The sequence below is a fragment of the Allobosea rubneri genome, from assembly GCF_032464875.1.
Taxonomy (GTDB): domain Bacteria; phylum Pseudomonadota; class Alphaproteobacteria; order Rhizobiales; family Beijerinckiaceae; genus Allobosea; species Allobosea rubneri.
On record NZ_JAWDID010000076.1, the window covers coordinates 1 to 23,881 of the forward strand.

Annotated in this window: 11 protein-coding genes; 10 read left to right on the plus strand and 1 reads right to left on the minus strand. The window is 68.1% G+C overall.

Annotated features, from left to right (window positions below; genetic code table 11):
* The 3 genes from RKE40_RS27230 to RKE40_RS27240 all read left to right on the plus strand — a co-directional run.
* A partial coding sequence (locus RKE40_RS27230; protein WP_316021303.1) for a beta strand repeat-containing protein occupies positions 1–10,799 on the plus strand: 10,799 nt, incomplete at its 5' end.
* Positions 10,800–10,831: 32 nt separating this feature from the next.
* Positions 10,832–12,430, plus strand: a complete 1,599-nt coding sequence (locus tag RKE40_RS27235; protein WP_316021304.1) for a ShlB/FhaC/HecB family hemolysin secretion/activation protein — start codon at positions 10,832–10,834, stop codon at positions 12,428–12,430.
* A 38-nt stretch (positions 12,431–12,468) separates the two neighbouring features.
* Complete coding sequence (locus RKE40_RS27240) at positions 12,469–13,179, plus strand: SapC family protein (protein WP_316021305.1); 711 nt, start codon at positions 12,469–12,471, stop codon at positions 13,177–13,179.
* A 65-nt stretch (positions 13,180–13,244) separates the two neighbouring features.
* Here RKE40_RS27240 and RKE40_RS27245 read toward each other — a convergent pair whose 3' ends face one another.
* A complete protein-coding gene (locus RKE40_RS27245; RefSeq protein WP_316021306.1) occupies positions 13,245–14,117 on the minus strand; it encodes a MurR/RpiR family transcriptional regulator in 873 nt (290 codons plus the stop codon).
* 100 nt (positions 14,118–14,217) lie between these two features.
* Here RKE40_RS27245 and RKE40_RS27250 point away from each other — a divergent pair, with 100 nt between their 5' ends.
* The 7 genes from RKE40_RS27250 (at position 14,218) to RKE40_RS27280 (ending at position 23,856) form a co-directional block, all read left to right on the plus strand.
* The gene (locus tag RKE40_RS27250; protein ID WP_316021307.1) at positions 14,218–15,828 is read left to right on the plus strand and encodes an ABC transporter substrate-binding protein; all 1,611 of its coding nucleotides are present in this window, start codon (positions 14,218–14,220) and stop codon (positions 15,826–15,828) included.
* 98 nt (positions 15,829–15,926) lie between these two features.
* Positions 15,927–16,904: an ABC transporter permease gene (locus tag RKE40_RS27255; RefSeq protein WP_316021308.1), complete on the plus strand. Its 978-nt coding sequence runs from the start codon at positions 15,927–15,929 to the stop codon at positions 16,902–16,904.
* Positions 16,901–17,809 (plus strand): ABC transporter permease, encoded by a 909-nt coding sequence (locus RKE40_RS27260; RefSeq protein WP_316021309.1) that lies wholly within the window; start codon positions 16,901–16,903, stop codon positions 17,807–17,809. The genes RKE40_RS27255 and RKE40_RS27260 overlap by 4 nt, the downstream gene beginning before the upstream one ends.
* Positions 17,806–18,789, plus strand: a complete 984-nt coding sequence (locus tag RKE40_RS27265; protein WP_316021310.1) for an ABC transporter ATP-binding protein — start codon at positions 17,806–17,808, stop codon at positions 18,787–18,789. The genes RKE40_RS27260 and RKE40_RS27265 overlap by 4 nt, the downstream gene beginning before the upstream one ends.
* Complete coding sequence (locus RKE40_RS27270) at positions 18,786–19,793, plus strand: ABC transporter ATP-binding protein (protein ID WP_316021311.1); 1,008 nt, start codon at positions 18,786–18,788, stop codon at positions 19,791–19,793. The genes RKE40_RS27265 and RKE40_RS27270 overlap by 4 nt, the downstream gene beginning before the upstream one ends.
* Positions 19,790–20,662, plus strand: coding sequence for an alpha/beta hydrolase family protein (locus tag RKE40_RS27275; RefSeq protein ID WP_316021312.1), 873 nt, complete (start codon positions 19,790–19,792; stop codon positions 20,660–20,662). The genes RKE40_RS27270 and RKE40_RS27275 overlap by 4 nt, the downstream gene beginning before the upstream one ends.
* A 434-nt stretch (positions 20,663–21,096) precedes the next feature.
* Positions 21,097–23,856, plus strand: a complete 2,760-nt coding sequence (locus tag RKE40_RS27280) for a decarboxylase (protein ID WP_316021313.1) — start codon at positions 21,097–21,099, stop codon at positions 23,854–23,856.
* Positions 23,857–23,881 lie beyond the last annotated feature (25 nt).

The following is a 23,881-nucleotide window of genomic DNA, read 5'->3' on the forward strand; positions in this document are numbered from 1 at the left end:
AGGTGGAGGCGCGGTATGCCGGTGGCTCGAGCCTGACCGGGACCGGCCTGACGCTCGGCGCACTGAGCACGGGCGCGGCCCATGCCGCCGCCGTCGCCGGCGCCGGCGGCCTGCTCGTCGCCGGATCGGGCGCCGAGGCCAAGGCGAGCGACACCACCAACGTCACCGCCGTGATCGGGGCCGGAGCGCGGGCGAATGTCGGCACCGGCACGATCGGCGTCTCGGCGACCGCGTCGCCCGATGCGAAGGCTGCGGCCTTCGGTGTCGCCGTGGCAGGTGGCCTCGCCGTCGGCGCCGCCATTGCCGAAGCCACGGTCGGTGCGATCGTCAGATCGGAGATCGAACACAATACCAGCCTGATCGCCAACCAGTTCACCGCCGGCCAGCTCTCGCTCACTGCGACCGGTTCGGTGTTCGGCACGGCTGCGGGCGATGCCGTCAGGCTGTCGGATGCGACTTCGGGTTTCGCGCGCGGCGGTTATTCCGCCGCTGCCTCGGCGGTTGCCGGCTCGGGCTCCTATTATGTCAGCGCCGTAGGCACCGATGCGAAGGCGCGCAACACCACCTCCGTGACGGCCTCGCTTGGCGATTATATCGGCCTGTCGTCGGGCTCCGTCACCGTCAGCGCGACGAACACCACGCTGCAGGCCGCCAAGGCGACCGGCATCACCATCGCCGGAACCGCCGCGATCGGCAGGATCAATGCCGAGGCCGATGCCGAGACCACGACGACGGCCTCGTTCGGCGCCTCCTCCACCATGGCCGGGAGTGGCACCGGCCGCTTCACCCTGACGGCGACCGGAGAAGACACGCAGATCGCGCGTGCCGAGGCCGGCAGCGGCGGCCTCTATGCCGGCTCCGGCGCCGAAGGCTCGACCTCCAATACCTCGGACGTGACCGCCTCGCTCGGCGCCAACGCGGTGATCGTGACCGGGCTCGCGACGATCGGCGCCAGCCATTCGACACGCTATGCGGCGCTCGTCGACAGCCTTCAGGCTGCCGCGCTCGGCGCCAGCGCAGCGCTCGCCAAGAACACTGCCAATGTCGATGTACTCACCGAACTCGGTGCCGGCGCGCGGATCACTGCCGCTGGCCCGGGCACGAATGGCTGCTACCTGACGAGCTGCCTGCAGGCGATCTCGCTGACAAGCCGAAACGCCTTCACCCAGCTCGAGCTGGGCGATTCCGTGCGCGCAGCCGCCGGCGGCGGCATCAACGGCGCCGGCGCCACCTCACGGACCGGGATCGACGGCACCTCCAAGGTGGAGCTCAAAGACGGCGTCGTCCTGATCGGCGGCACGAGCCCGACCGCTGCCCCCGGCTCGATCCTGGCCCAGGCCTGGAGCGAGCTTTTCGGCGACGACACCGCCACCCTGACCACCGGCGGCCTGCTGCAGGGCGCGGGGGTGTCGGCGCGCTATCGCGCCGGCTCCGCCCAAGATCCGCTCACGAACACCGTGAAGCTCGGCAACAACGTCGTCCTCACCTCCTTCGGCGCCATCAACCTCGGCACCTATACGCTCGCCGACGTCACGGCGAACGCCTATGTCAGCACCTACGGGCTGGCGGGCGTCGGGCTCGCCGATGCCGACGTCACCATCCGCACCGACAACAAGGTGCTGATCGGCACGGATTCCGAGCTGATCGGCCTCTACGACGTCAACGTCACCGCTGGCCGAGACGGTGCGGACGCACGCAGGACCACGCTCTCGGGCACGGCGAATGCGCTCGGCTATGTCCGCGGTCTCATCGCCGTTCCCGACGCCGACGCCTCGACCGACCTGCAGCACCATGCCCGCGTCGAGGTCGGCAGCGGCACCAGGATCTCCAGCGCCCAGAATGTCACGCTCGGCGCCTATGAAGGCGTACTCGACGCCGAGGCCGACGGCACCGGCCACGGCTACCAGCTCTATTTCATCCCGGTCACGACCGGTTCGAGCAGCCCGGGCCGGTCGTCGAGCTCCACACTTGTGATGAACGGCACGGCGACGGCCGGCATCTACAACACGCAGCGCATCGAGATCGGTTGCGGCGCCAACGCCTCGGTACAGTGCGGCCCGAACGAGAACCCGACGATCAGCTTCGTCAGCGGCGCACCGGTGACCGCCAGCCTCACTTCGACCTTCGATCCCGTCGCCTATATCAATGCACGCTATGAAGCCGCAGTCGCCAGCACGCTGATCTCCGGCGTCAATGCGGCCCCAGTCAAGGCTATCAGGCTCAGCCAGCTCTATGCGGCGGGCGGCAATGTCTTCGTCAGTGCCGGCACGGTTCAGGGCAACGGCTCGCTCGTCGCCAGGGGCGGCCCGTCGATCACGGTGATCAACCGCAGCAACGCCTATCTCGTGCTCGACGGCGGCGCCTATATCCCGCAGTCGAGCGGGGGGCAGATCATCGGCTCCACCGGGACATTGGCGCGCAGCGCGAACCCCGATGCGACGCCTTCCATCATCATCGACAATGCCTATATCCGCCCGCTCGACCCGGGCGACAAGGGGCCGGCGCTGCTGATCGGCGGCGACATCACCAATCTCAGCGGCCTGGTCTCGATCAACAATACGCTGGGCTCGTTCGGCTTCTCGGGCCAGCGCATCGACTCGCTGCAGTTCAACATCACCGTGCCGAACGGTGTGGTCGCGGTGTCCTCGAACGGGCCGAACGGCATGTACAATGCCGGCGGCTCGCCGCAGGGGGAGTACAATCACGCGATCTACTATCCCGGCGGCACGCCTGGATCGGGTCCGCTCGACGTCAATCAAGCCGTCATCGCAGCGGCCAACGCGCTGGCCACCGCCGCTGGCTACGGCAACAACATCAACTACTTCCTCTATGGCAGGCAGGACGAGGGTGCGACCCGCAACTGGTCGCTGCAGTTCTTCGGAAACTGTGCCGGCTACATCGCCGATTCCGGTGCCAACTGCACCGGCGACTACAATATGGGCCGGGGCATCAATTTCTACGCGCTGCCGACGATCCCGACCTATCGCGAGAGCAATCCGGGCGTGGCGGGCAGCGCCCCCAAGATCTTCGGCGCCCAGGTCGCGATCAAGGCGACGACGATCAACATCAATGCCTCGATCGAGGCGGGGCGGATCACCAACTGGTCGGGAACGGTCGATGCCGGCATGGCGGCCAGCCTGCGGAACCAGCGCCAGTATTACCTCGATCGCGGCTATGTCGAAGTCGGCCTCAAGGAGGCCCTGGGCGGCACTTGGGCGAATGCGGGCGCGGCGCCAGTATACTACGATCTTGTCAACGATCGGCTGGTCCTTTGGGACGTCAATGCCTCCTCGGGCGGCGGCTCGGTGCTGCTCGACGGCCAGATCATCAGCACCAACACGCTCGGCTCCATCAAGATCAATGGTGGCTTCGGCGATGTCAGCCTGAACAACACCTCCGGGCTCGACCTCGTCGTCAACCGCGTCAATACGGGCACCGGCGTCGGGGTCGCCGCGAGCGTCAGCAAGATCACCATCGTCGACCGGCTCATCACCTCCGGGCCGAACACGACAGTCTATGCCTACACGCCCGGCTCGGGCATCGCGAAATACATCACGCATAATGGCGCGCAGCCGATCCTGAGCGGCGCCGGCGCCTCGGTGCCTGTCGAGTTCATCTCCGGCGATCTGACGCGCCACGAGACCGTTGCCGGTACCCGTTACGAGTGGACACAGCAGGCCCTGCTCCAGAAGGTCGGCCTGACCGAGGACAACCGCAATCAGGCGAACATACCGGGCGTCTATTGGCGCTTCGATTCCGGCACGTCGAGCAATCCCTGGGTCTATGTCGACGCCCAGTCGCCGAGCACCGATCCCGGCGAGGACCCGAGATTCTGGTGGTCCCGCGATGCGCAGGCGCCGAGCGCAGAGCTGGTGTCGGGCCGGGTGGTGACCGGCAAGACCGGTCTCACCCATGTTGGGATGACGCAGGAGATCACGGGCGGCCATCTCAACTTCATCCACAACCAGGCGAGCTATGGCGGCTGCAATGGCCAGGCGATCAACCACTGCGACTACGACTTCGTCGCTAAGGCGGGCGAAACACAGGCAAAATGGGACTACAATTACGCGACCAGGGCTTTCGTCCAGGTCACGACCTCGGTGAAAGCCGATAACCCGTTCGCCATCAGCTTCGCCGGCAACGCGGCCGGGCGCGTCAACATCACCTCGAACAGCTCCGTCCTGCAGAACGGCACCATCGTCAATCCGAGCGGCACGACGACGATCATCGCCTCCGGGGGCAGCTTCACCCAGACGAACAACGCCACGATCCTCAGCAACGATCTGAACCTCAGCGCGCGCGACTCGATCGGTACGCAAACGACGGCGATCAAGGCGACGCTGACCGCGGGCGCGCAGCTCAACGCGACGGCCGGCAGCGGCGGCATCAATCTCGACATCACCGGCAGCGCCCGGGTGGTCGCGCTGCGCGCCGACCAGAACTCCAGTGCCTATGGCGATGTCAGAGTGCAGGCCACCGGTAGTCTCGAGGCCGTCGCCACCGGCGCGCCGAACGTCGTCGGCCGCAACATCACGCTGGTGAGCGAGGAAGGGAGCATCGGCTCGACCTCGACCCTCATGCAGATGCGCGCGGTCGCGACGCAGCTTCCGAACGGCAGCCATGTCGACGGCGTCGTGAACATCAGAGCCCGTGGCGATGTCGGCATCGCGCAGACCGTCGGCGACCTGCGCGTCGGCCAGATCGCGAGCGCCGCCGGCAATGTCCGCATCGACGTCAATGCCGGCCGACTCGTCTCGGCTTCGGGCCAGACGGCAGCGCAGGCGCTGAGCGCCGAGCAGCTGTCGCAGGTCTCGCGCGCCCTGAAGCTCACGGCGGCCGACGGCGCGGGGGCGGCCGCTCAAGCCAGCGTCGCGGCATTCGAGAAGCAGGTGACGCAGAGCTACGGGCTCTACACCGCGCTGATGCGCAATGGCGAGATGAAGCAGCGCACCGTCAACGGTGTCAGCCGGCTCGTCTTCACGCTGAACGAGGACGCGATTGCGCTCTACCAGGCCTTCGCCGACGCGGCCGTGGGCGGCACCGCGACCGAGCAGCAGGTCATCGACTATGCAGAGAGCCGCTACGCGGCCTATGCAGGCGTTTTCGAGAAGGCCTATGGCAGCGGCTGGGCGAGCCAGGCGCGCTTCAATCCGGCCACGGCGGAGAACAATTTCAGCTTCAGCGTGGCCGCCTCCGACGCCGCGCCGAACCTTGAAAGCCGGATCACCGGCGACGCGGTCTGGACCGAGCGCCAGCTCGTCTCGGCGATCAACAAATCGGCGTTGGAACCGGCCTCCGGCGTCGTCGGCAACGGCACCGCGCTGGTCATCGGCCGCGACATCACGCTGAACACCGCCGGCAGCATCGGCTCGCTCGCTCCGGACGTTCAGGTCGCGCTGTCGGATATCCGCAACGGCACGATCTCGAACGCCCAGCTCGCCGCGCTTGCGGTCGCGACCACGGCGGGCAGCGTCAAGATCATCGGCCAGAGGCAGGATGGCAGCCTTGTCGAGGTCACGGACCTCAATAATGTCCCCGTCGGGGTCACGCTCAGCCGCGTCGACGTCAAGCAGACCGCCCCGCTCTTCATCAATGCGAGCGGCACCTTCTCGGGCTCGGCGCAGGGCGACGTCTACGTCCAGGCGACCGGAACGCCGCAGGCGGCCGGCGGGACGCTGACCATCGGCCGGATCACGGCGACGGGCACGGTCAGTCTGCAGGCGCCGCAGTCGATCGCGGTCGGGACGCAGGCGGACGGAACGACGCCGCGCAGCCCGGTCCAGATCCAGACCGGCGGCGACCTCGTGCTGGTCGCCGGCGGCGGCAGCATCGGCTCCGCCGCGACGCCCCTGACCTACCAGATCGGCGGCCGGCTGGTTTCGGCCTCGGCGGCGGCCGGCGACGTCCATCTTGTCGCAAAGGGAGGAGACGCGCAGATCGGCCGCGTCTTCGCTTCCGGCACGGTCTCGCTGACGGCGCTCGAAGGCGGCATCCAGGGCTACCTGCCAGGTGTCGCGATCTCGGCCCGCTCGATCCTGCTCAACGCGGCCGGCAATGCCGGTTCCGCGGGCGCCCGGCTGGGCCTGCAGGTCGGCGCAATGGGCGAGGTCTCGGGACAGATCGGCGGCTCCGCCTGGCTCTCCGCCCCCGCGGTCGGCGGGCAACCAGCGACGCCGTTGCGGATCGGCGAATTCAGTGCCACCAGCGGCATCGACGTGACGGCGGATGACGAGATCCGCATCCTGCGCAATCTGCGCTCCAGCAGCGGCGCCGTCTCGGTCAACGGGAACAAGATCGCCATGGCGAGCGGCGCCGACCTCGCCGGGGCCGGCCGTGTCAGCCTCGCCTCGGCGAGCGATATCGAACTCGGGCGGGTGACGAGCTCCTGGGCTCCTCCCGCCGGCAGCGCGTCGATCCTGATCGCCGCGGCAGGCGCCATTCTCGGCAATGGCGATTCCGGCACGCTGCTCGGCGCCGCCGGAACCGGAGGCATGATCGACCTTCGGGCGGGCACCGGTATCGGCAGCGCAGCCGCTGCACTGACATTCGCCTCGCCATTCCTCTCGGCAAGCAGCATCACGGGCGATGTCGTCCTCGCCGCGTCGGGAACGACACGTGTCGCGAGCCTCGTCGCCAGCTCCGGCGCGGCGGTTCTCAGCGCAAGCGGCGATCTGACGGTCGACACGGTAACGACCGGTGGCGGCGCCCACATCACGGCGACCGCCGGTACGCTCGACCTCGCCAGCCTGACCGCAGGTGCGAGCTCGACCCTCTCGGCCTCCGGCACGGTCACGCTCGGCGACGCCACGACCACGGCGGGCGATCTCACGGTCACCTCGACGGCCGGAGGGCTGTCGCTGGCCGGGCTGGACAGCGCCGGCAAGCTGACGCTGACCGCCGCGACATCGATCGCAGTGACGGGCGCACTCCACGCTGGCGACGCAGTCGACGCCACCGCGCAGAACGGCACGCTGACCCTGGCGAGCCTGTCGGCCGGCGGCGCGACCTCGCTCGAAGCGACCGGTCTGATCAGCCTCGCCAGCGCCACGACCACCATAGGCTCCTTCTCGGCGGTTTCGAGCGGTGCCGGCATGACCGCAGGCACCATCGCGGCCGCAACCGGTGCGACGCTGAATGCGGCGGGGCCGATCGCGATCACCACCGCCCTCACCGCCGGTGAGGCCGCGAACGTCACGACGACCGCCGGCACGCTCAATATCGCCAGCCTGACGGCGGGCGCCGGCTCGACGCTCTCGGCCTCGGGCACCGTGACGCTGGGCGACGCGATCACCACCGCGGGCGATCTCACGATCACCTCGACGGCTGGAGGGCTGTCGCTGGCCGGGCTGGACAGCGCCGGCAAGCTGACGCTCACCGCCGCGGCGTCGATCGCGGTGACGGGCGCACTGCACGCTGGCGACACGGTCGACGCCACTGCGCAGAACGGCGCGCTGACCCTGGCGGGTCTGTCGGCCGGCGGTGCGACCTCGCTCGAAGCGACCGGTCTTATCAGCCTGGCCAGCGCGACGACCTCGATCGGCTCCTTCTCGGCGGTTTCGAGCGGCGCCGGCATCACCGCAGGCACCATCGCAGCCGCTACCGGTGCGACGCTGACCGCCGCCGGCCCGATCGCGCTCACCACCGCCCTCACGGCTGGTGAAGCGGCGAACGTCACGACGACCGCCGGCACGCTCAGTATCGCCAGCCTGATGGCGGGCGCGAGTTCGGTACTCTCGGCCGCCGGTACGATCACGCTCGGCGATGCGACCACCACCGCGGGCAACCTCGATGTCACCTCGACCGGTGCCAGCCTGTCGCTCGCCGGGCTCGACGTCGCCGGCGATCTCACCCTGACCGCTACGACCTCGATCTCCGCGACCGGCTCGCTGTTGGCTGGCGGCACGATGGCGATCACGTCGCAGAACGGCGCACTGAGCCTGGCGAGGCTCGAGTCAGGTGGTGCGACGACGCTCGACGCGACCGGAGCGATTGGCCTCGCCAGCGCGACATCGACGGCCGGCTTATTCTCGGCACGATCGCACGGAGCCGGCATCACTGCCGGCACGATCGCTGCGGCGATAACGGCCTCGCTGATCGCCGGCGGTCCGATCGCGGTCACCACCGCCCTCACGGCCGGCGAGGCGGCGAACGTCACGACGACCGCCGGAACGATCACCATCGCCAGTCTGACCGCGGGCGCGAGCTCCACGCTGTCGGCCTCCGGCACGGTCGCGCTCGGCGAAGCAACCACCGCCGCCGGCGATCTCACGGTCACCTCGACCGGCGCCGATCTGGCACTGGCTGACCTGGACAGCGCCAGCAAGCTGACGCTGTCCGCCGCGACTTCGATCACGGCAACCGGCGCACTGCTCGCTGGCGACGCGATGCAAATCACAGCGCAGAACGGCACGCTGACCCTCGCGAGCCTGTCCGCAGGCGGGGTGACTTCGCTCGAAGCCAACGGCCTGATCAGCCTGACGAGCGCGACCACGACAGCCGGCTCCTTCTCGGCCGTGTCGCGCGGAGCGGGCATCACCGCCGGCACGGTCGCTGCAGCGACCTCGGCGACGCTGGACGCGGCAGGCCCGATCACGGTCACGACCGGCCTGACTGCGGGCGGGGCAGCGAACGTCACGACGACCGCCGGCTTTCTCGACCTCGTCAGCCTGCGAGCAGGCGCGAGTTCGACGCTCGCGGCCTCGGGCTCGGTCACGCTCGGCAACGCCGCGACGACCGCGGGCGATCTTGCGGTCTCCTCGACCGGCAGCAACCTCGCCCTCGCCGGACTGGATATCGCCGGGGACCTCACCCTGACCGCCGCGACTTCGATCACGGCGACGGGGCCGCTGCTGGCTGGCAGGGCGATGAGCATCGCGGCGCGGAACGGTGCACTGACGCTGGCGACTTTGTCGGCGGGCGGTGCGACCACGCTCGACGCAACCGGAAAGATCAGCTTCAGCACGGCGACCTCGGCAGGCCCCTTTTCGGCACGGTCGCACGGAGCGGGCATCGCGGCCGACTCTATCGCCTCCGCGGCTGCAGCGTCGCTGAACACGGCTGGGCCGATCGCGATCACCACCAGCCTGATCGCGGGCGGGGCGGCGAACATCGCGACGACGGGCACACTCGACATTGCCAGCCTGCGGGCAGGTGCGAGCTCGTCCGTTTCGGCCTCGGGCATGGTCTCTCTCGGCGATGCCACGACGACGGCGGGCGATCTCGCGATAACCTCCACCGGCGCAAGTGTGAGAGCGATTGCCCTTTCCGCCGCCGCGAACCTATCCCTGACGGCAGCCGGCTCGATCGAGGCCGGAGCGCTCACGGCCGGCGGCCAAGCCAAGGTCGAAGCCGGTGGTCAGGTGCGCCTGGCACATCTCCACAGCCGCGACGGCGGATTGTCGATCGCGGCGGCGGCCATCGACGCAGGCAGGCTGCAATCGGGCACGACGCTCGCTTTGCTGGCCTCGGGGCCCGTCCTTCTCGGCTCTGCCGATGCGGGCACGGACCTCTCGATCCACTCCTCGGCGGGCACGATTTCCGCCACCAGCCTGAAAGCCGGGCAAGCGGTTTCGATCGATGCGGCAGACGCCCTGGCTCTCGGCAGCGTCGCGGCGGGACGGGGCGGCATCGTCGCGATCTCCCGCAGTGCCGGGATCGTGGCCGGCGATCTTCGCAGCGGCGGCACTGCCACGCTTGCCAGCTTCGGCGCCGTTTCGGTCGAGCGCCTCTCCGCGCAGGACACGAAGGCGACGGCCTCGACCGGTTCGCTGGCGATCGCCGCGCTGAACGCGACCGGTTCGGTGCTGCTCCGCGCAGGCGCCAGCCTCTCCGTCGGTCGCCTGGCGAGCACGGGGACAGCGGACGTACAGGCACTCAACCGCATCACGATCGGCACGCTCCTGGCCGGCGGGGACATCCGCCTGACTTCGACGGGCGGCGAGCTGGCCGTCTCGACGGCACGCTCGAGCGCCTCTGCAATGCTCACGGCAGCCACCGACATCGAGGTCGGCACGATCACTGCCCGGGATGCCCTGACGCTGCTGGCCGGGCGCAGCGGCCATGGCTCGATCAGCCTCGATCACGGTGCGGCGCAGCGCCTTGCCGGCGCTGCTCCGGACCAGCTCCGGCTCGGCCGCTTCAGTGCCGGCGAGAGCATCGTGGTGATGGGCACGCGCATCGTCGCCGATATCGTTCAAGGCGCCGGCAGTGGCCTGCCCCTCGCACTGGACGTCAGCGGCTTCCGCGGCCGCAGCGCCGAGCGCGTCGATCTGGCGGTCGAGGCTGGAAGTTTCCGGGCCAGCCGCTTCGACGCGATCGACGCGCGCCTGACCACGACCGCGGACCGGCTGCGCATCGAGGAGGCGTTCATCACCGGCACGCTGGCGCTGGCGACACCGCACATGAAGGTCCTCGCCGACAACCGCACCCTGACGCCGGACTTCGGCTATGACGTGCAGCTCTTTTCGAGGAGCCGTCCCTTCTACCTCGACCTCGACCACAACAGGCTGACGACGAATGCCTACATCCTCCGTTTCGACTCCGACGTCGCGCAGATCCCACCTTCGGTTGGCGGCTCGCTGACCCGCGACATGGCCCGGCTGGGCGCCTGGCTGACCTCGTCCGCGGATGTGCCCGATGATCTTCCCGCCGGCCTGAAGGGGGGCTGGCGCGGCTTCTGGAACGGCGCCGGCGCGGGAGAGTGGAGCAACGGCCCGTTCGGGCGTCCTCGCGGCTTCGTCTTCCCGGCCGATCCGGGCAGGCCGCCCGTCAATCTGGATGAGACAGAGGACCGGCCTTGAGGACAGCACGGCGCGGGACCTGGCGTCTCGCATTGGCACTTCTGGCCGGTTGCTCCACCGGATCAGCCTACGCTCAGATCGTCTCGCGCACGATCGAGAGCGAGGCTGATCGCCAGCGCCTGGAGATCGAGCGCCAGACCGCCCCGCAGCGCCAGAGCGGCCCTGCCGTGGTCGCTCCTCCCGTGGGGCCGCGGCTGGAATTTCCGGCGGGCGGCGCGAGCGTCGTGCTGACCCGCATCGACTTCGACGCCTCGCGCTTCCTCACATCAGCCGAACTCGACGCGATCCGCGCGCGCTATGTCGGCCGGCGCGTCGATCTCGCCGAGATCGGCAAGATCCTGCAGGCGGTCAACGATCTCTACGCGGAGAAGGGGCAGGTCACGGCGAGCGCAGTGCTGCCGCCGCAGAAGCTCACCGGCGGCGTTCTCAGGATCGGCCTCGTCGAGGGAAAGATCGGCAAGGTCTCGGTCTCCGGCGCCGTCCAGACCTGGCCCTGGTATGTGCGCTCGCAGGTGCCAGTCGCCGAGGGCGAGCTCGTCGATACGCCGGCTCTCAACCGCACCGTCTCGATCTTCAACCGCCTCAACGAAGCCCAGGTCCGGGCCCAGCTCAACGCCGGCGCCAGCTTCGGGCTAACCGATCTCGACCTCATTCTCACCGAGGCGCCGCGAAACCTCGCCCAGATCTCGTTCGACAACCAGGGCGTGCAGTCGACTGGTCGCTATCAGGGCACGCTGTTCCTGCGCCACAGCAACCTGCTCGGGATCGACGATCGGCTTATCTTCTACGGCTCGCGGGCACGCGGCAGCATCGTCGGCACCGGCAGCTACACGCTGCCGGTCTCGCCCTGGGGCACGCGGCTCGGCGTCAGCTTCACCCGCTCGGCCTATCACATCGTCAATGGCGCGATCCGCGAGCTGCGGCCGGAAGGCGTTTCGGAGAACGGGGCGCTCACCCTGTCCCAGCCGGTCTTCGCGACCGACGTCATCCTCCTGCAGGCCACCGGCGCAGCCGGCTTCGGCTCCGGTCGCAGCAAACAGCTCGACATCGCCACGGTCGACACCAGCTACACCCGCGCGAGTGCGGGAGCGGCGCTGAGCCTCAATCTCGCCGGCCTCAACCATTCCTCGACTGTGAACTGGTCCCAGGTCGCCCATCGCGACAAGCTCGCCGACGTCAGGCGAAACTACACGATCTGGACCGGCAACACCGCCTCGATCTGGCGCATCACGGACGATGTCTACGCTTCTCTGGTCGGAGCCTGGCAATACACCAACGAGACCCAGCTTCCCGGCGACCAGATCTTCCAGATCGGCGGGCCGACCACGGTTCGCGGCTACCCGGTCGGCGCAGCCTTCGGCAATTCCGGCTTCTATGGCCAGGCCGAGCTCCACTACGTTCTGCCGGATGCGCTGAAGCAGTTCGAGGCCTTCGTGTTTCTCGATCATGGCAGGACCTATGCCAATCCCACCTTCAACAGCCGGGCGACCTCGATCGGCGCCGGCCTGATCTGGCGGCCGCTCGACTGGGCGACGCTCGAAGGCGGCGTAGGTCGGCCGCTGGAGCGCGTCTCGGCCACGCAGCGTGACGCGGAGCTCTATTTCCGCCTAACTCTGCGCAAGACCATCTGAACCTTTCGACATCGCCATCCCGCCTTCAGGACAAGACCATGGCCCCTCTGCCCCTGTTCTATTCGAGCATCGCCGTCCTCGACCGCACCACGCATCGTGGAGCCCGGCTTGCCCCGACCGAAAAGCCCTATGCCTTTGCGGCCCAGGCGCATGTCCTGCCCGCACTGATGGCCGAGTTCGTGCCCGGCTGCCGCGACATGCCGATCCTCTTCCTGGAGGAAGCCGGCACCGTCGCACCGCTCTTCATGGTCGGCATGCGTCCCGGAGAAAGCCGCTTCGTCGACAGCGAAGGGCGCTGGCGCGGCAATCACGCCCCGGCCTATCTGCGGCGCTATCCCTTCATCGGCGGCGACGTCTCCAGCGACCAGCAGGTCGTCTGCATCGACGGCGGCTTTGCCGGGCTGCAGAACGAAACCGGCGAGCCCTTGTTCGGCGAGGACGGCGAGCCGGCCGAGGCGCTGCGGCGGATCATCGGCTTTGTGGCGGAGTATTCCGACGCGGCCAAGGCGACCGCCGCGTTCACGGCCGCATTGAAGGCGCTCGACCTGTTCCACACGATCAACGTCGAGATCCGCGCTGCCGACGGCACGACGTCCAGCTACACCGGCTTTGCGGCGGTCAGCGAAGAGCGCCTCAACGCGCTTCCGGATGAGGCGTGGCTCGACCTGCGGCGCAAGGGCTATCTCGTGCCGATCCATGCCCATTTGATCAGCCTGGCAAATTTCGCCCTGCTCGGCGACCGCCTCTGACAGGCGCCTCGTCGAAACAAGGCGCGCCAGAGCTGGCAGCGATCGGCCACCTGTCGGCCGGATAGCTAGTAATGGAACGTCCAGAGCAGGCTCTCGCTCAGCCCCTTCAGCGCCTCGACCGCATCGGGACGCTCGCGCGCCAGCGTCGTGATCAGCGCATCCGCCACCGCGAAGGCGGCCGTCGGCGAGTTCGGCAGGAAGCTGTTGCGGGCGGGCGCGAACAGCGTCATGTCCGCCAGCGGCACCAGCGGCGATGACGGCCCGTCGGTCAGCGCGATGAGCACGGCGTCGCGCTTCTTGGCGAATCTCGCGAGCTCCAGCGTCGCCCGCGAATAGCGCGGCAGCGAGATCGCGATGACGACGTCCTCCGGACCGGCCGAGAGCATGTGGCGCACGGCCCGCTCCGGCCCGCCGCGCGAGGAGGCGAAGACCACGTCGGCATCGAGATAGAGTGCCAGCCCGTCCTCCAGGAAGGCGCCGACATGGTGGCTCGCGCCGGAGCCGACGATGAAGATGCGACGCGCCTTGAGCAGGAGGCCGATGGCGCGGTTGACCGTCTCCTCCTCCAAAGTGGCGATGGCCTCGTCGAGATTGGCGGCCTCGCCCTTCAGCGTCGTCGCCATGGTGGCGAAAACCGAGCCTGCCGCCGCACGCGCATCGGCGAGGCCCTCGACCGGTGCGAGCGCGACCTTGAGTGCCGTCGACAGCGCGGCGCGGAAATCCCCATAATTGCGATAGCCGAGCGCCCGAACGAAACGGGTGACCGTCGCGGTCGAAGTACCGCTCTTCTCGGCCAGTCCCTCGATCGTCACCGTCGCGGAATCGAGCGGGCTCTGCAGCACGAAATCCGCAGCCTTGCGGTGGCCTTCGCTGAGCGAGGGGTAGATCCGGGCGATGCGGTTGGCGAGGTCCGTCGTCGGCTTCAGGGCGCGTGACATGGCTTTTCCGCTGATTGACGTCGGATCATTTTCATGTTTGCTACCGCGTGAAAATAAAACTGTCAAAAAAACGATCACCTACGGGAATGGAGAAGGACCGATGCGGCAGCGCGCACTGATGACCATCCTGCTCGGCGCAAGCATGCTGAGCGCGCCCGCCATGGCGCAGACCCTGCGCGTCGCGCTGGCTTCCGAGCCGACCGCGGTCGACCCGCATTATCACGACCTCACCCCCAACAATGCGCTGGCTTTGCACATCTTCGACCATCTCGTCCGCCAGGACGAGAAGCAGGCCCTGCAGCCCGGCCTCGCCACCTCCTGGGAGAATGACGGCAAGAACCGCTGGACCTTCAAGCTGCGCCAGGGCGTCAAGTTCTCGAACGGCCAGCCCTTCGGCGCGCAGGACGTGGTCTTCACCTTCTGCCGCACCCTGAAGAACGAGACCAAGGTCTCCGGCTCCTTCGCCGACATCACCGGCAATTTCGCCAAGGTCGAGACCCCGGACGCCAACACGCTGGTGATCGAGACCAAGACCCCGGAGCCGCTGCTGCCGACCCTGCTCTCGGGCCTGCCGATCCTCTCCGCCTCGATCGTCCAGCACGGCGACATCACCTACGACGTCGAGAAGAACTGCGGCGTCACCGGCCCCTGGCCGACCGTCAACAACTTCAACGACGGCTCGATGGCGATCGGCACCGGCCCGTACAAGCTGAAGTCCTATGTCCGCGGCTCAGCGATCGAGCTCGAGCGCAATCCCAACTACTGGGGCGAGGCCGAGCCCTGGGCGAGCGTGCGCTTCCTGCCTGTGACCAATGCCGGCCCGCGCCTCGCCGGCCTGCTCGCCGGCGACTATGACGTGATCGAGAGCCCGGCCGCGCGCGACCTCAACCGGATCAAGGGCGACAAGCGCTTCGCCCATGTCATCACCCCCTCGACCCGCATCATCTACTTCCAGCTCGACGTCGACCGCGACGACAGCCCCTTCGTCAAGGCGCCCGACGGCAAGAACCCGCTGAAGGATGCCCGCGTGCGCAAGGCGATGTCGCTCGCCATCGACCGCGACGCCATCGCCAAGCGCATCATGGACGGTGCCGCCGAGCCGGCCTACCAGTTCCTGCCGACCGGCATGTTCGGCACGCTGGCGAACCCGGCGAAGATCCCCTACGACCCGACCGCGGCCAAGAAGCTGCTCGCCGAAGCCGGCTACCCCAACGGTTTCCAGCTGACGCTCTCGGCGACCAATGACCGCTACATCAACGACAGCCAGATCACCCAGGCGGTCGCCCAGTACCTGACCCAGATCGGCATCAAGGCCGAGGTCGACGCGATGACCCGCGCGATCTACTTCCCGCGCCGCGCCAAGAAGGAATTCAGCGTCGCGCTCGGCGGCTGGGGCTCGAACACCGGCGAGGCCTCGTCCTTCCTGCGCCAGTGGCCGCCGACCCCGAACGAGGACAAGACGATCGGCGGCTCGAACTATGGCGGCTACAAGAACGACGAATACGACAAGGTGATCCGCGCCGCGATCTCGACGCTCGACGACAAGAAGCGCGAGGAGCTGCTGCAGCAGGCCATGACCATCGTCCTCGCAGACGGCGCGTTCATCCCGCTGCACTTCGAAAGCGGCATCTGGGCCGGCAAGGCCGATCTCAAGATCACCGGTCGCGCTGACCAGTTCACCCTCGCCATGTCGGTGAAGCCGGCGAAGTAAGCCGGCGACGCCCCTCGCGACAGCAAGCAACATCGTCGTTCCGGGCCGGCGCCCAGCGCTGAGCCCGGAATGACCATTCAACCGGTCGAGCGTCACCGATGACCGCCTATGTCCTGCAACGGCTGATCCAGAGCGTGCTCGTGCTGCTCGCGGTCTCGGTCGTGGTCTTCTTCGCCGTCTACGGCATCGGCGATCCGATCGAGCTCCTGGTCTCGCCGCAGGCCAGCGCAGCGGACCGGCAAGCGCTGATCCAGCGGCTCGGGCTCGACCTGCCGGTCTGGCAGCAATACCTGACCTTCATGGGCAATGCGCTGAAGGGCGATCTCGGCCGCTCCTTCGTGCATGGCGTCCCGGCGGTGCAGCTCATCCTGGCGCGGCTGCCGGCGACCTTCGAGCTCGTGCTGCTGGCGATGACGCTGGCGCTCGCCGCCGGCATCCCGCTCGGGCTGATGGCGGGCCTCAACCCCGACAGTCGCCGCGCCCGCATCGTCATGGCCGGCACCGTGCTCGGCTTCTCACTGCCGAGCTTCTGGAAGGGCATGATGCTGATCCTGCTCTTCGCCGTGCTGCTCGGCTGGCTGCCGACGGCCGGCCGCGGCGAGACCGTCTCGGTGCTCGGCGTCCAGACCAGCCTTCTGACCCTCGACGGGCTGCAGCACATCGCCCTGCCCGCGCTCAACCTCGCAATCCCCAATCTCGCGCTGATCGTGCGCCTCGTCGCCGCCGGCACCACCGAGACGATGACCCAGGACTATGTGAAATATGCCCGCGCCAAGGGCGTGCGGCCGCGGCGCATCGTCAACCGGCATGTGCTCCGCAACATCCTGATCCCGGTCGTCACCGTGGTCGGCGTCGAGTTCGGCAGCCTCGTCGCCTTCTCGACAATCACGGAGACGGTCTTCGCCTGGCCGGGCATGGGCAAGCTGCTGATCGACTCGGTCTACCAGCTCGATCGCCCGGTGGTCGTCGCCTACGTCCTGCTCGCGACGCTGCTCTTCGTCACCGTCAATTTCCTCGTCGACGTGCTCTATGCCGCGCTCGACCCGCGGGTGAAGCTCGCCGGAGAACAGGCATGAGCATGGACGCCTCCCGCCTCGCCGGGCCGACCAAGGCCGACACGCCCCTGCGCGAGAAGGTGCTGCGCCGCCTCCGCAACCGCCCGACCACGCGCGGCGCAGCGATCCTGCTCGGCATCATGGTCGTGCTCGCACTGCTCGCGCCGGTGATCGCGCCGCAGAATCCGCACGATCTCGGCTCGCTCAGCGTGATGGACAACCGGCTCGCCCCCGGCGAGCAGGGCATGAGCGGCTTCACCTTCTGGCTCGGCAGCGACGCGCAGGGCCGCGACATGCTGAGCGCCATCCTCTACGGCCTGCGCACCAGCCTGCTCGTCGGCCTCGCCTCGACCGCCGGCGCGCTCGCCATCGGCATCATGGCGGGGCTCGCCGCGGCGCAGTTCGGCGGCACGATCGACGCCCTCATCATGCGCCTCGTCGACTTCATGCTCGGCTTCCCCTCGATCCTGGTCGCGCTCGTGCTGCTGGCTTCGATCGGCCGCGGCGTCGACAAGGTCATCCTCGCCATCGTGCTGGTGCAATGGGCGCAATATGCGCGGCTGATGCGGGCGGCGGCCATGGTCGAGCGGCGCAAGGAATATATCGAGGCGGCCGTGAACTTCGGCCTGCCGACCCGTCACATCATGCTCGCCCATCTCCTGCCGAACTCCGTCGGCTCGGTGCTCGTCGTCGCCTCGATCAGCATCGCCTCGGCGATCACGCTGGAAGCGACGCTCTCCTTCCTCGGCGTCGGCGTGCCGGTGACGCAGCCCTCGCTCGGCCTGCTCATCGCCAACGGCTTCGAGTTCCTGCTCTCCGGCGAATACTGGATCGCCGTCTTCCCCGGCATCGCGCTGGTTCTTTTGATCATGTCACTCAATCTCGTCGGCGATCGTCTGCGCCGCAGCTTCAACGTGCGCGCATGACCGACGCTCCCCTCCTTTCCGTGCGCGGCCTCAAGACCGTGTTCCATGCGCAGGACGGCGCCTGGCCGGCGGTCGACGGCGTCGATTTCAGCGTCGCCAAAGGCGAGGTGCTCGGCCTCGTCGGAGAATCCGGCTCGGGCAAGTCGGTGACCGGCTTCTCGCTGGTGCAGCTGATCGACCCGCCGGGCGAGGTCGTCGCCGGCGAGGTGCTGTTCGACGGCACCGATCTGCGCGCCGCCTCGCAGGAACAGCTGCGCCAGCTCCGCGGCGACCGGATCGCGATGATCTTCCAGGACCCGCTGATGACCCTGAACCCGGTGCTCAGCATCGGCGAGCAGATGAGCGAAGCCATCCTCGAGCATCGCAGCTGCAGCCGCGAGGAGGCGCTCGCCAAGGCGGCCAAGGCGCTGGCCCGGGTCGGCATCTCCTCGCCCGAGGCCCGCCTCAAGCAGTATCCGCACGAATTCTCCGGCGGCATGCGCCAGCGCGTCGCGATCGCTACCGCGCTCCTGAACGACCCCGACCTGATCATCGCCGACGAGCCGACCACCGCGCTCGACGTCACCATCCAGGCGCAGATCCTCTATGAGGTGCAGAAGCTCTCGCGCGAGAGCGGCGCCGCCGTGATCTGGATCACCCACGACCTCGCCGTGGTCGCCGAACTCGCCGACCGCGTGGCGGTGATGTATGCCGGCCGCATCGTCGAAATCGGCGATGTCGAGACCGTGCTCGACCGGCCGCGCCACCCCTATACGCTCGGCCTGCTCAACTCCTCGGCGGCGATGGTCGAGCCGGGCGAGCGTCTGCACCAGATCGACGGCATGGCGCCGCGCATCGACTCGCGCCCCTCCGGCTGCCCGTTCCGGCCGCGCTGCGAGCGGGCCCTGCCCGTCTGCGCCGAAAGCGATCCGCAGCCGGAAGCCCATGACGGCCGCACGCTGCGCTGCCACAACCCAGTTCCTGATCGGGTAGCGGCATGAGCGAGACCCTTTTCGAGCTGCGCGGCGTCCGCAAATACTTCCGCGGCAAGGCCAACATCGCCGAGCGCATCCTGACCGCGATCGGCCGGCATGCGCCGCCCTCGACCCTGAAGGCAGTCGACGGTGTCGACCTCAGCGTCCGCAAGGGCGAGGTGCTCGGCCTCGTCGGCGAATCCGGCTGCGGGAAGTCGACGCTGGCGCGCATCGCCACCGGCATCCTGCCGCCGACCGAGGGCGAGGTTTTCTACAAGGGCCGCTCGGCCGCGGCGCTGAAGGGCAAGGACCGGCTCGATTATCTGCTCAAGGTCCAGATGATCTTCCAGGACCCTTATGCCTCACTCGACCCGCGCATGCGGGTGAACCGCATCGTCGGCGAGGCGCTGTCGGTCCACAAGCTCGTGCCGAAGGCCGAGCTCGACGGCGCGGTCGACCGGGCGCTCAGCGAGGTCGGGCTCGATCTCGCCTATCGCGAACGCTATCCGCACCAGTTCTCCGGCGGTCAGCGCCAGCGCATCGGCATCGCCCGGGCGCTCGCGGTGAAACCCGAATTCCTGGTCTGCGACGAGCCGGTCTCGGCCCTCGACGTCTCGATCCAGGCGCAGGTGATCAACCTGTTCATGGATGTGCGCGAGCGGCACGGCCTGACCTATCTCTTCGTCAGCCATGATCTCGGCCTCGTGCGCCATATCAGCGACCGGGTCGCGATCATGTATCTCGGCCGCATCGTCGAGATCGGAAGCGCCACCGCGATCTTCGCCGAGCCGGCGCACCCCTATAGCGCCGCCCTGATCAAGGCGATTCCCTCCGCAGAGCGGCGCAAGAGCAGCTTCCAGCCGCTCAAGGGCGAACTGCCCTCGCCGCTTTCGCCGCCCTCCGGCTGCCCGTTCCACCCGCGCTGCGAGCACGCCATGGCGGTCTGCCGTGAGGTCCGCCCGGACCTCACCGAGATCGCCCCCGGCCGCAGCGCCGCCTGCCACCTGCACACAACACCGAAGGCCGCATGACCACGCTCACGCTCGATCCGCCGCAGGGCCGCAGCTCCCTGCCCTTCGTCGACGCCCGCCATCCGCAGCGCCCGCTGGAGGTCAACTTCTATCGCCCGGCAAGGCACCGGCCGGAGGACGAGGTCGTCTTCGTCCAGCACGGCATGCTGCGCAATGGCGACGACTATCGCGATTTCTGGATCGACGCCGCCGAGAAGCACAACCTCTTGATCGTCGCCCCGACCTTCGGCAACGCGCATTTCCCGCAGGCCGAGGGCTACAACAACGGCCTCGTCGTCGGCGAGGACGGCGCGATCGCCGCTGAAGCCGACTGGCTCTATGCCGTGCCCGCCCGTGTGTTGGCCGCCTTGCGCAAGGCCGGCGTCACCACCCGCGACAAGGTCCGGCTGTTCGGCCACTCCGCCGGCGGCCAGTTCGTCCACCGCCTGCTGGCGACGCAGAGCGAAACGCCCTTCTCGGTCGCCTTCGCCGCCAATTCCGGCTGGTACACGCTGCCGACGCTGGAGCGGCGCTTCCCGGAAGGGCTCGCTGGGCTCGGTCTCGGTGAGGCGGAGCTGGCGCGCTGGCTCGCCTGGCCGATGGTGATATTCGCCGGCGACCAGGACATCGTCACCAGCGATCCCAACCTGCCGGCCCAGGCAGAGGCGCTGGCCCAGGGGCCGATGCGCTATGCCCGCGCCCATTTCATGCTCGACTTCGCCAGGGCGGAGGCGGCCAGGCTCGGCCTGCCCTGCAACTGGTCGCTGATCACCGTTCCGGGCATCGGCCATGACGGCGCCGCGATGTCGCGCGCGGCCGCCGCCTACTGGTTCGAAGGCCGCATCCCCTGCATCGAGGAACTGCAGCCGCAGGCCGAGGCCGTGGCCTGAAGCTTCAAGCACTTCACCGATAACCCCTCGGCTTTTGCGATCTGCAGGCCGAGGGCACGACAGGCCGCGCCGTCAGAGCGAAACCTCGCCACATGCCCGGACCGTGCACCCGACGCAGGGAGGCACGACGTCCGTCGCGCTCCCGCCAATCACGGCCGGAATTCCAAGGCGCCTGCCAAAGATCGTCCCGCGCGCCTGCGACGTGGCAGAGCCGCGTCGCAAGCGCGGTTTAGCTCGCCGCCGGTTGGCGTTGTCGCGTTGCTACTGGCGAATTGGCTGCGGCAAGAACCAGAACCTGTCCCCAAGGACAATACGCCGGAGACCCCGGTTGTGATGATCTGACCTGTACGAGAGCTCTAGTGACGCAGCGGCAGCTTCGTATGCAGCGCGGGCGCGCATGAGCGGTCGGGCCTCGCGACAGGGAAGGATCCGATATGGCTCCCACCGTTCAGGAATCGCTCTCTATCGATCATTTCTTCTCGGCTCCTTCCGGCCGAACCGATCGCTGGCGAGACCTTCATGCCGCGGCGCGGTCCTGGTCGTCCGGGACGAAGAACAGGCGCGCCGTCGAAGTAGCGCTGAACGATCTGGGCGTTTCCGAGGAGTTCCACGCCTTCCCCGGCGCGGACCTTCTCGCCGCCCTGCGCGGCCTCCTGCAGAACGACGACGCGAACGGCTTCCTGTCGCTCGCCAAGCGCATCTCGATCGCCATCATAACCGGCAATTACAAGCACGATGCCAAGGAGTGGCAGGCGGCCGATCTGTCCCTGGCTGAGCCAGTCGACATCGTTCCCGCCTCGGCGGCGGACGGCACGAGCCGCCCCTATTTCGAGATGCTGACCGTGACGCCGGCTCCGGCCGGGCGCTGGCCGCATATCGCAGCCGAGTTCCGCCGATTGCGCCGGTCCGAGGACGCTTTCGTCTACGAGGCGGTGCTGGTCGGCAGCCTGGAGGACGCGATCTGCGCGGCCGTGGTCAATCCCGACATCGCAGCCGTCGCCATCTATGAGGGCTTCACGCTCCGCTCCCGCCACGACGCGCCCGTATTGCGCAGCGTGCTCGCGGCACAGCAGCCACTCCTCGACCAGGTGGACGAGGCGGACCTCGCCCTGCGCCTCGCCGCCGGACTGAAGTCGATCCGGCCCGAGCTCGACATCTATCTGCTTTCAGACCGACGTGTCGAAAAGCTCGCCGGCGACCCGCGCGCCGCGATGATCCGCCGGGTGATGTACCAGGTCGAGGAGCCGCTCGAGCTGCACCTCTCTGTTCTGGAGGGGATCAAGGCGCGCTTCGACACGCCCTTCTTCGACAATCTCAAGCTCTATGCGCAAAGGCCGATCGCCACCTTTCACGCGCTGCCGATCGCGCGCGGCAAGTCGGTGTTCCGCTCGGCCTGGATCCGCGATATGGGCCAGTTCTACGGCATCAACCTCTTCCTGGCGGAGAGCAGCGCCACGACCGGCGGGCTCGACAGCCTGCTCGAGCCGACCGGCAACATCAAGCGGGCGCAGGAGATGGCGGCGCGCGCCTTCGGCGCCGACCACGTCTTCTTCGTGACCAACGGCACCAGTACCTCGAACAAGATGGTGCTGCAGGCGCTGATCGCGCCGGGCGACATCGTGATCCTCGACCGCAACTGCCACAAATCGCACCATTACGGCCTGGTGCTGAGCGGCGCGCAGCCCTTCTATGTCGAAGCGTTCCCGATGGTCGAATTCTCGATGTACGGGGCGGTACCGCTGCGCACCATCAAGAAGGCCCTGCTCGACCTGAAGGCCGAAGGCCGGCTCGACCGGGTCAAGATGGTCGACCTGACCAACTGCACCTTCGACGGCCACATCTACAATACGCGCCGGGTGATGGAGGAATGTCTGGCGATCAAGCCGGACCTGATCTTCCTCTGGGACGAAGCCTGGTTCGGCTTCGCGCGCTGGTCGCCCTTCCTGCGGCCGCGCACCGGCATGGGCGCTGCCGCCGACATCGAGGCCTGGGCCAAGACGCCGGAGGCGCTCGCCCAGCATGAGCGCCAGGTCACGGAACTGGGCGCGACACCATCGCTCGAAAAGCTGCTCGATACCCGCCTCGTCCCCGATCCGCGCGCCATCCGCCTGCGGGTCTACCAGACCAACTCGACCCACAAGTCGATGTCGGCGATCAGGCAGGGCTCGATGGTGCTGGTGCGCGACGTCGACTTCCACAGGGTCGAGGCGCAGTTCCACGAGGCCGTGTTCACCCACGCCTCGACCAGCCCCAACCAGCAGCTGATCGCCAGCCTCGATGTCGCCAGGCGGCAGATGGAGCTCGAGGGCTACGGGCTGGTGATGAATGCGATCGAGGTCGCGCTCGACATTCGCCGCGAGATCAACTCGCACCCGGTGATCGCCAAGTACTTCAGCATCGTCGGCGCGGACGGCATGGTGCCCGCCGAATACCGCCGCAGCGGCTTCGTCGACTTCCTGGCGCCCGGAACCCGCTGGGACGACCAGTTGCGCAGCATGCGCGAGGACGAGTTCTGCCTCGATCCGACCCGCATGACCCTGGTCTGCGGCACGGCCGGCTTCGACGGTACCAGCTTCAAGGGGCTGCTCGCCTCGCAATACAACATCCAGGTCAACAAGACCTCGCGAAACTCTGTGCTGCTGCAGTCCAACATCAACAACACCCGCAGCGACGTCGCCCTGCTGATCAGCGTCCTCCTGAAGATCAGCGAAAGCATCGAGACGCGCCTCAAGCATGGCGGAGTGTCGGAGCGCACGGCCTTCACCGCGAAGGTCCAGAGCCTGATGAAGGACGTGCCGGACCTGCCGAACTTCAGCCATTTCCACGAGACCTTCCGGCAGGATGCCGGCGACATCACGCCCGAGGGCGATATCCGCTCGGCCTTCTTCGGCGCCTATGACGAAGAGCAGTGCGAATACGTCCCGATCGACAGCGCCGAATGCGACCGCCGCCTGAAGGACGGGCCGGACATGGTCTCGGCCAATTTCGTGATCCCCTACCCGCCGGGCTTCCCGATCCTGGTGCCCGGCCAGGTCGTGACCCATGAGACGATCACCTTCATGCGCAAGCTCGATGTGAAGGAGATCCATGGCTACGAGAAGGCCAGAGGCCTGAAACTGCTCAAGGTCGACCGAGTCGGCGGCAAGAAGAGCGGCGGCCAGGAGACGGCCCGAAAGAAAACGCGGGCGACCTAGCGCCCGCCTTTGCCTGCCTAACGCG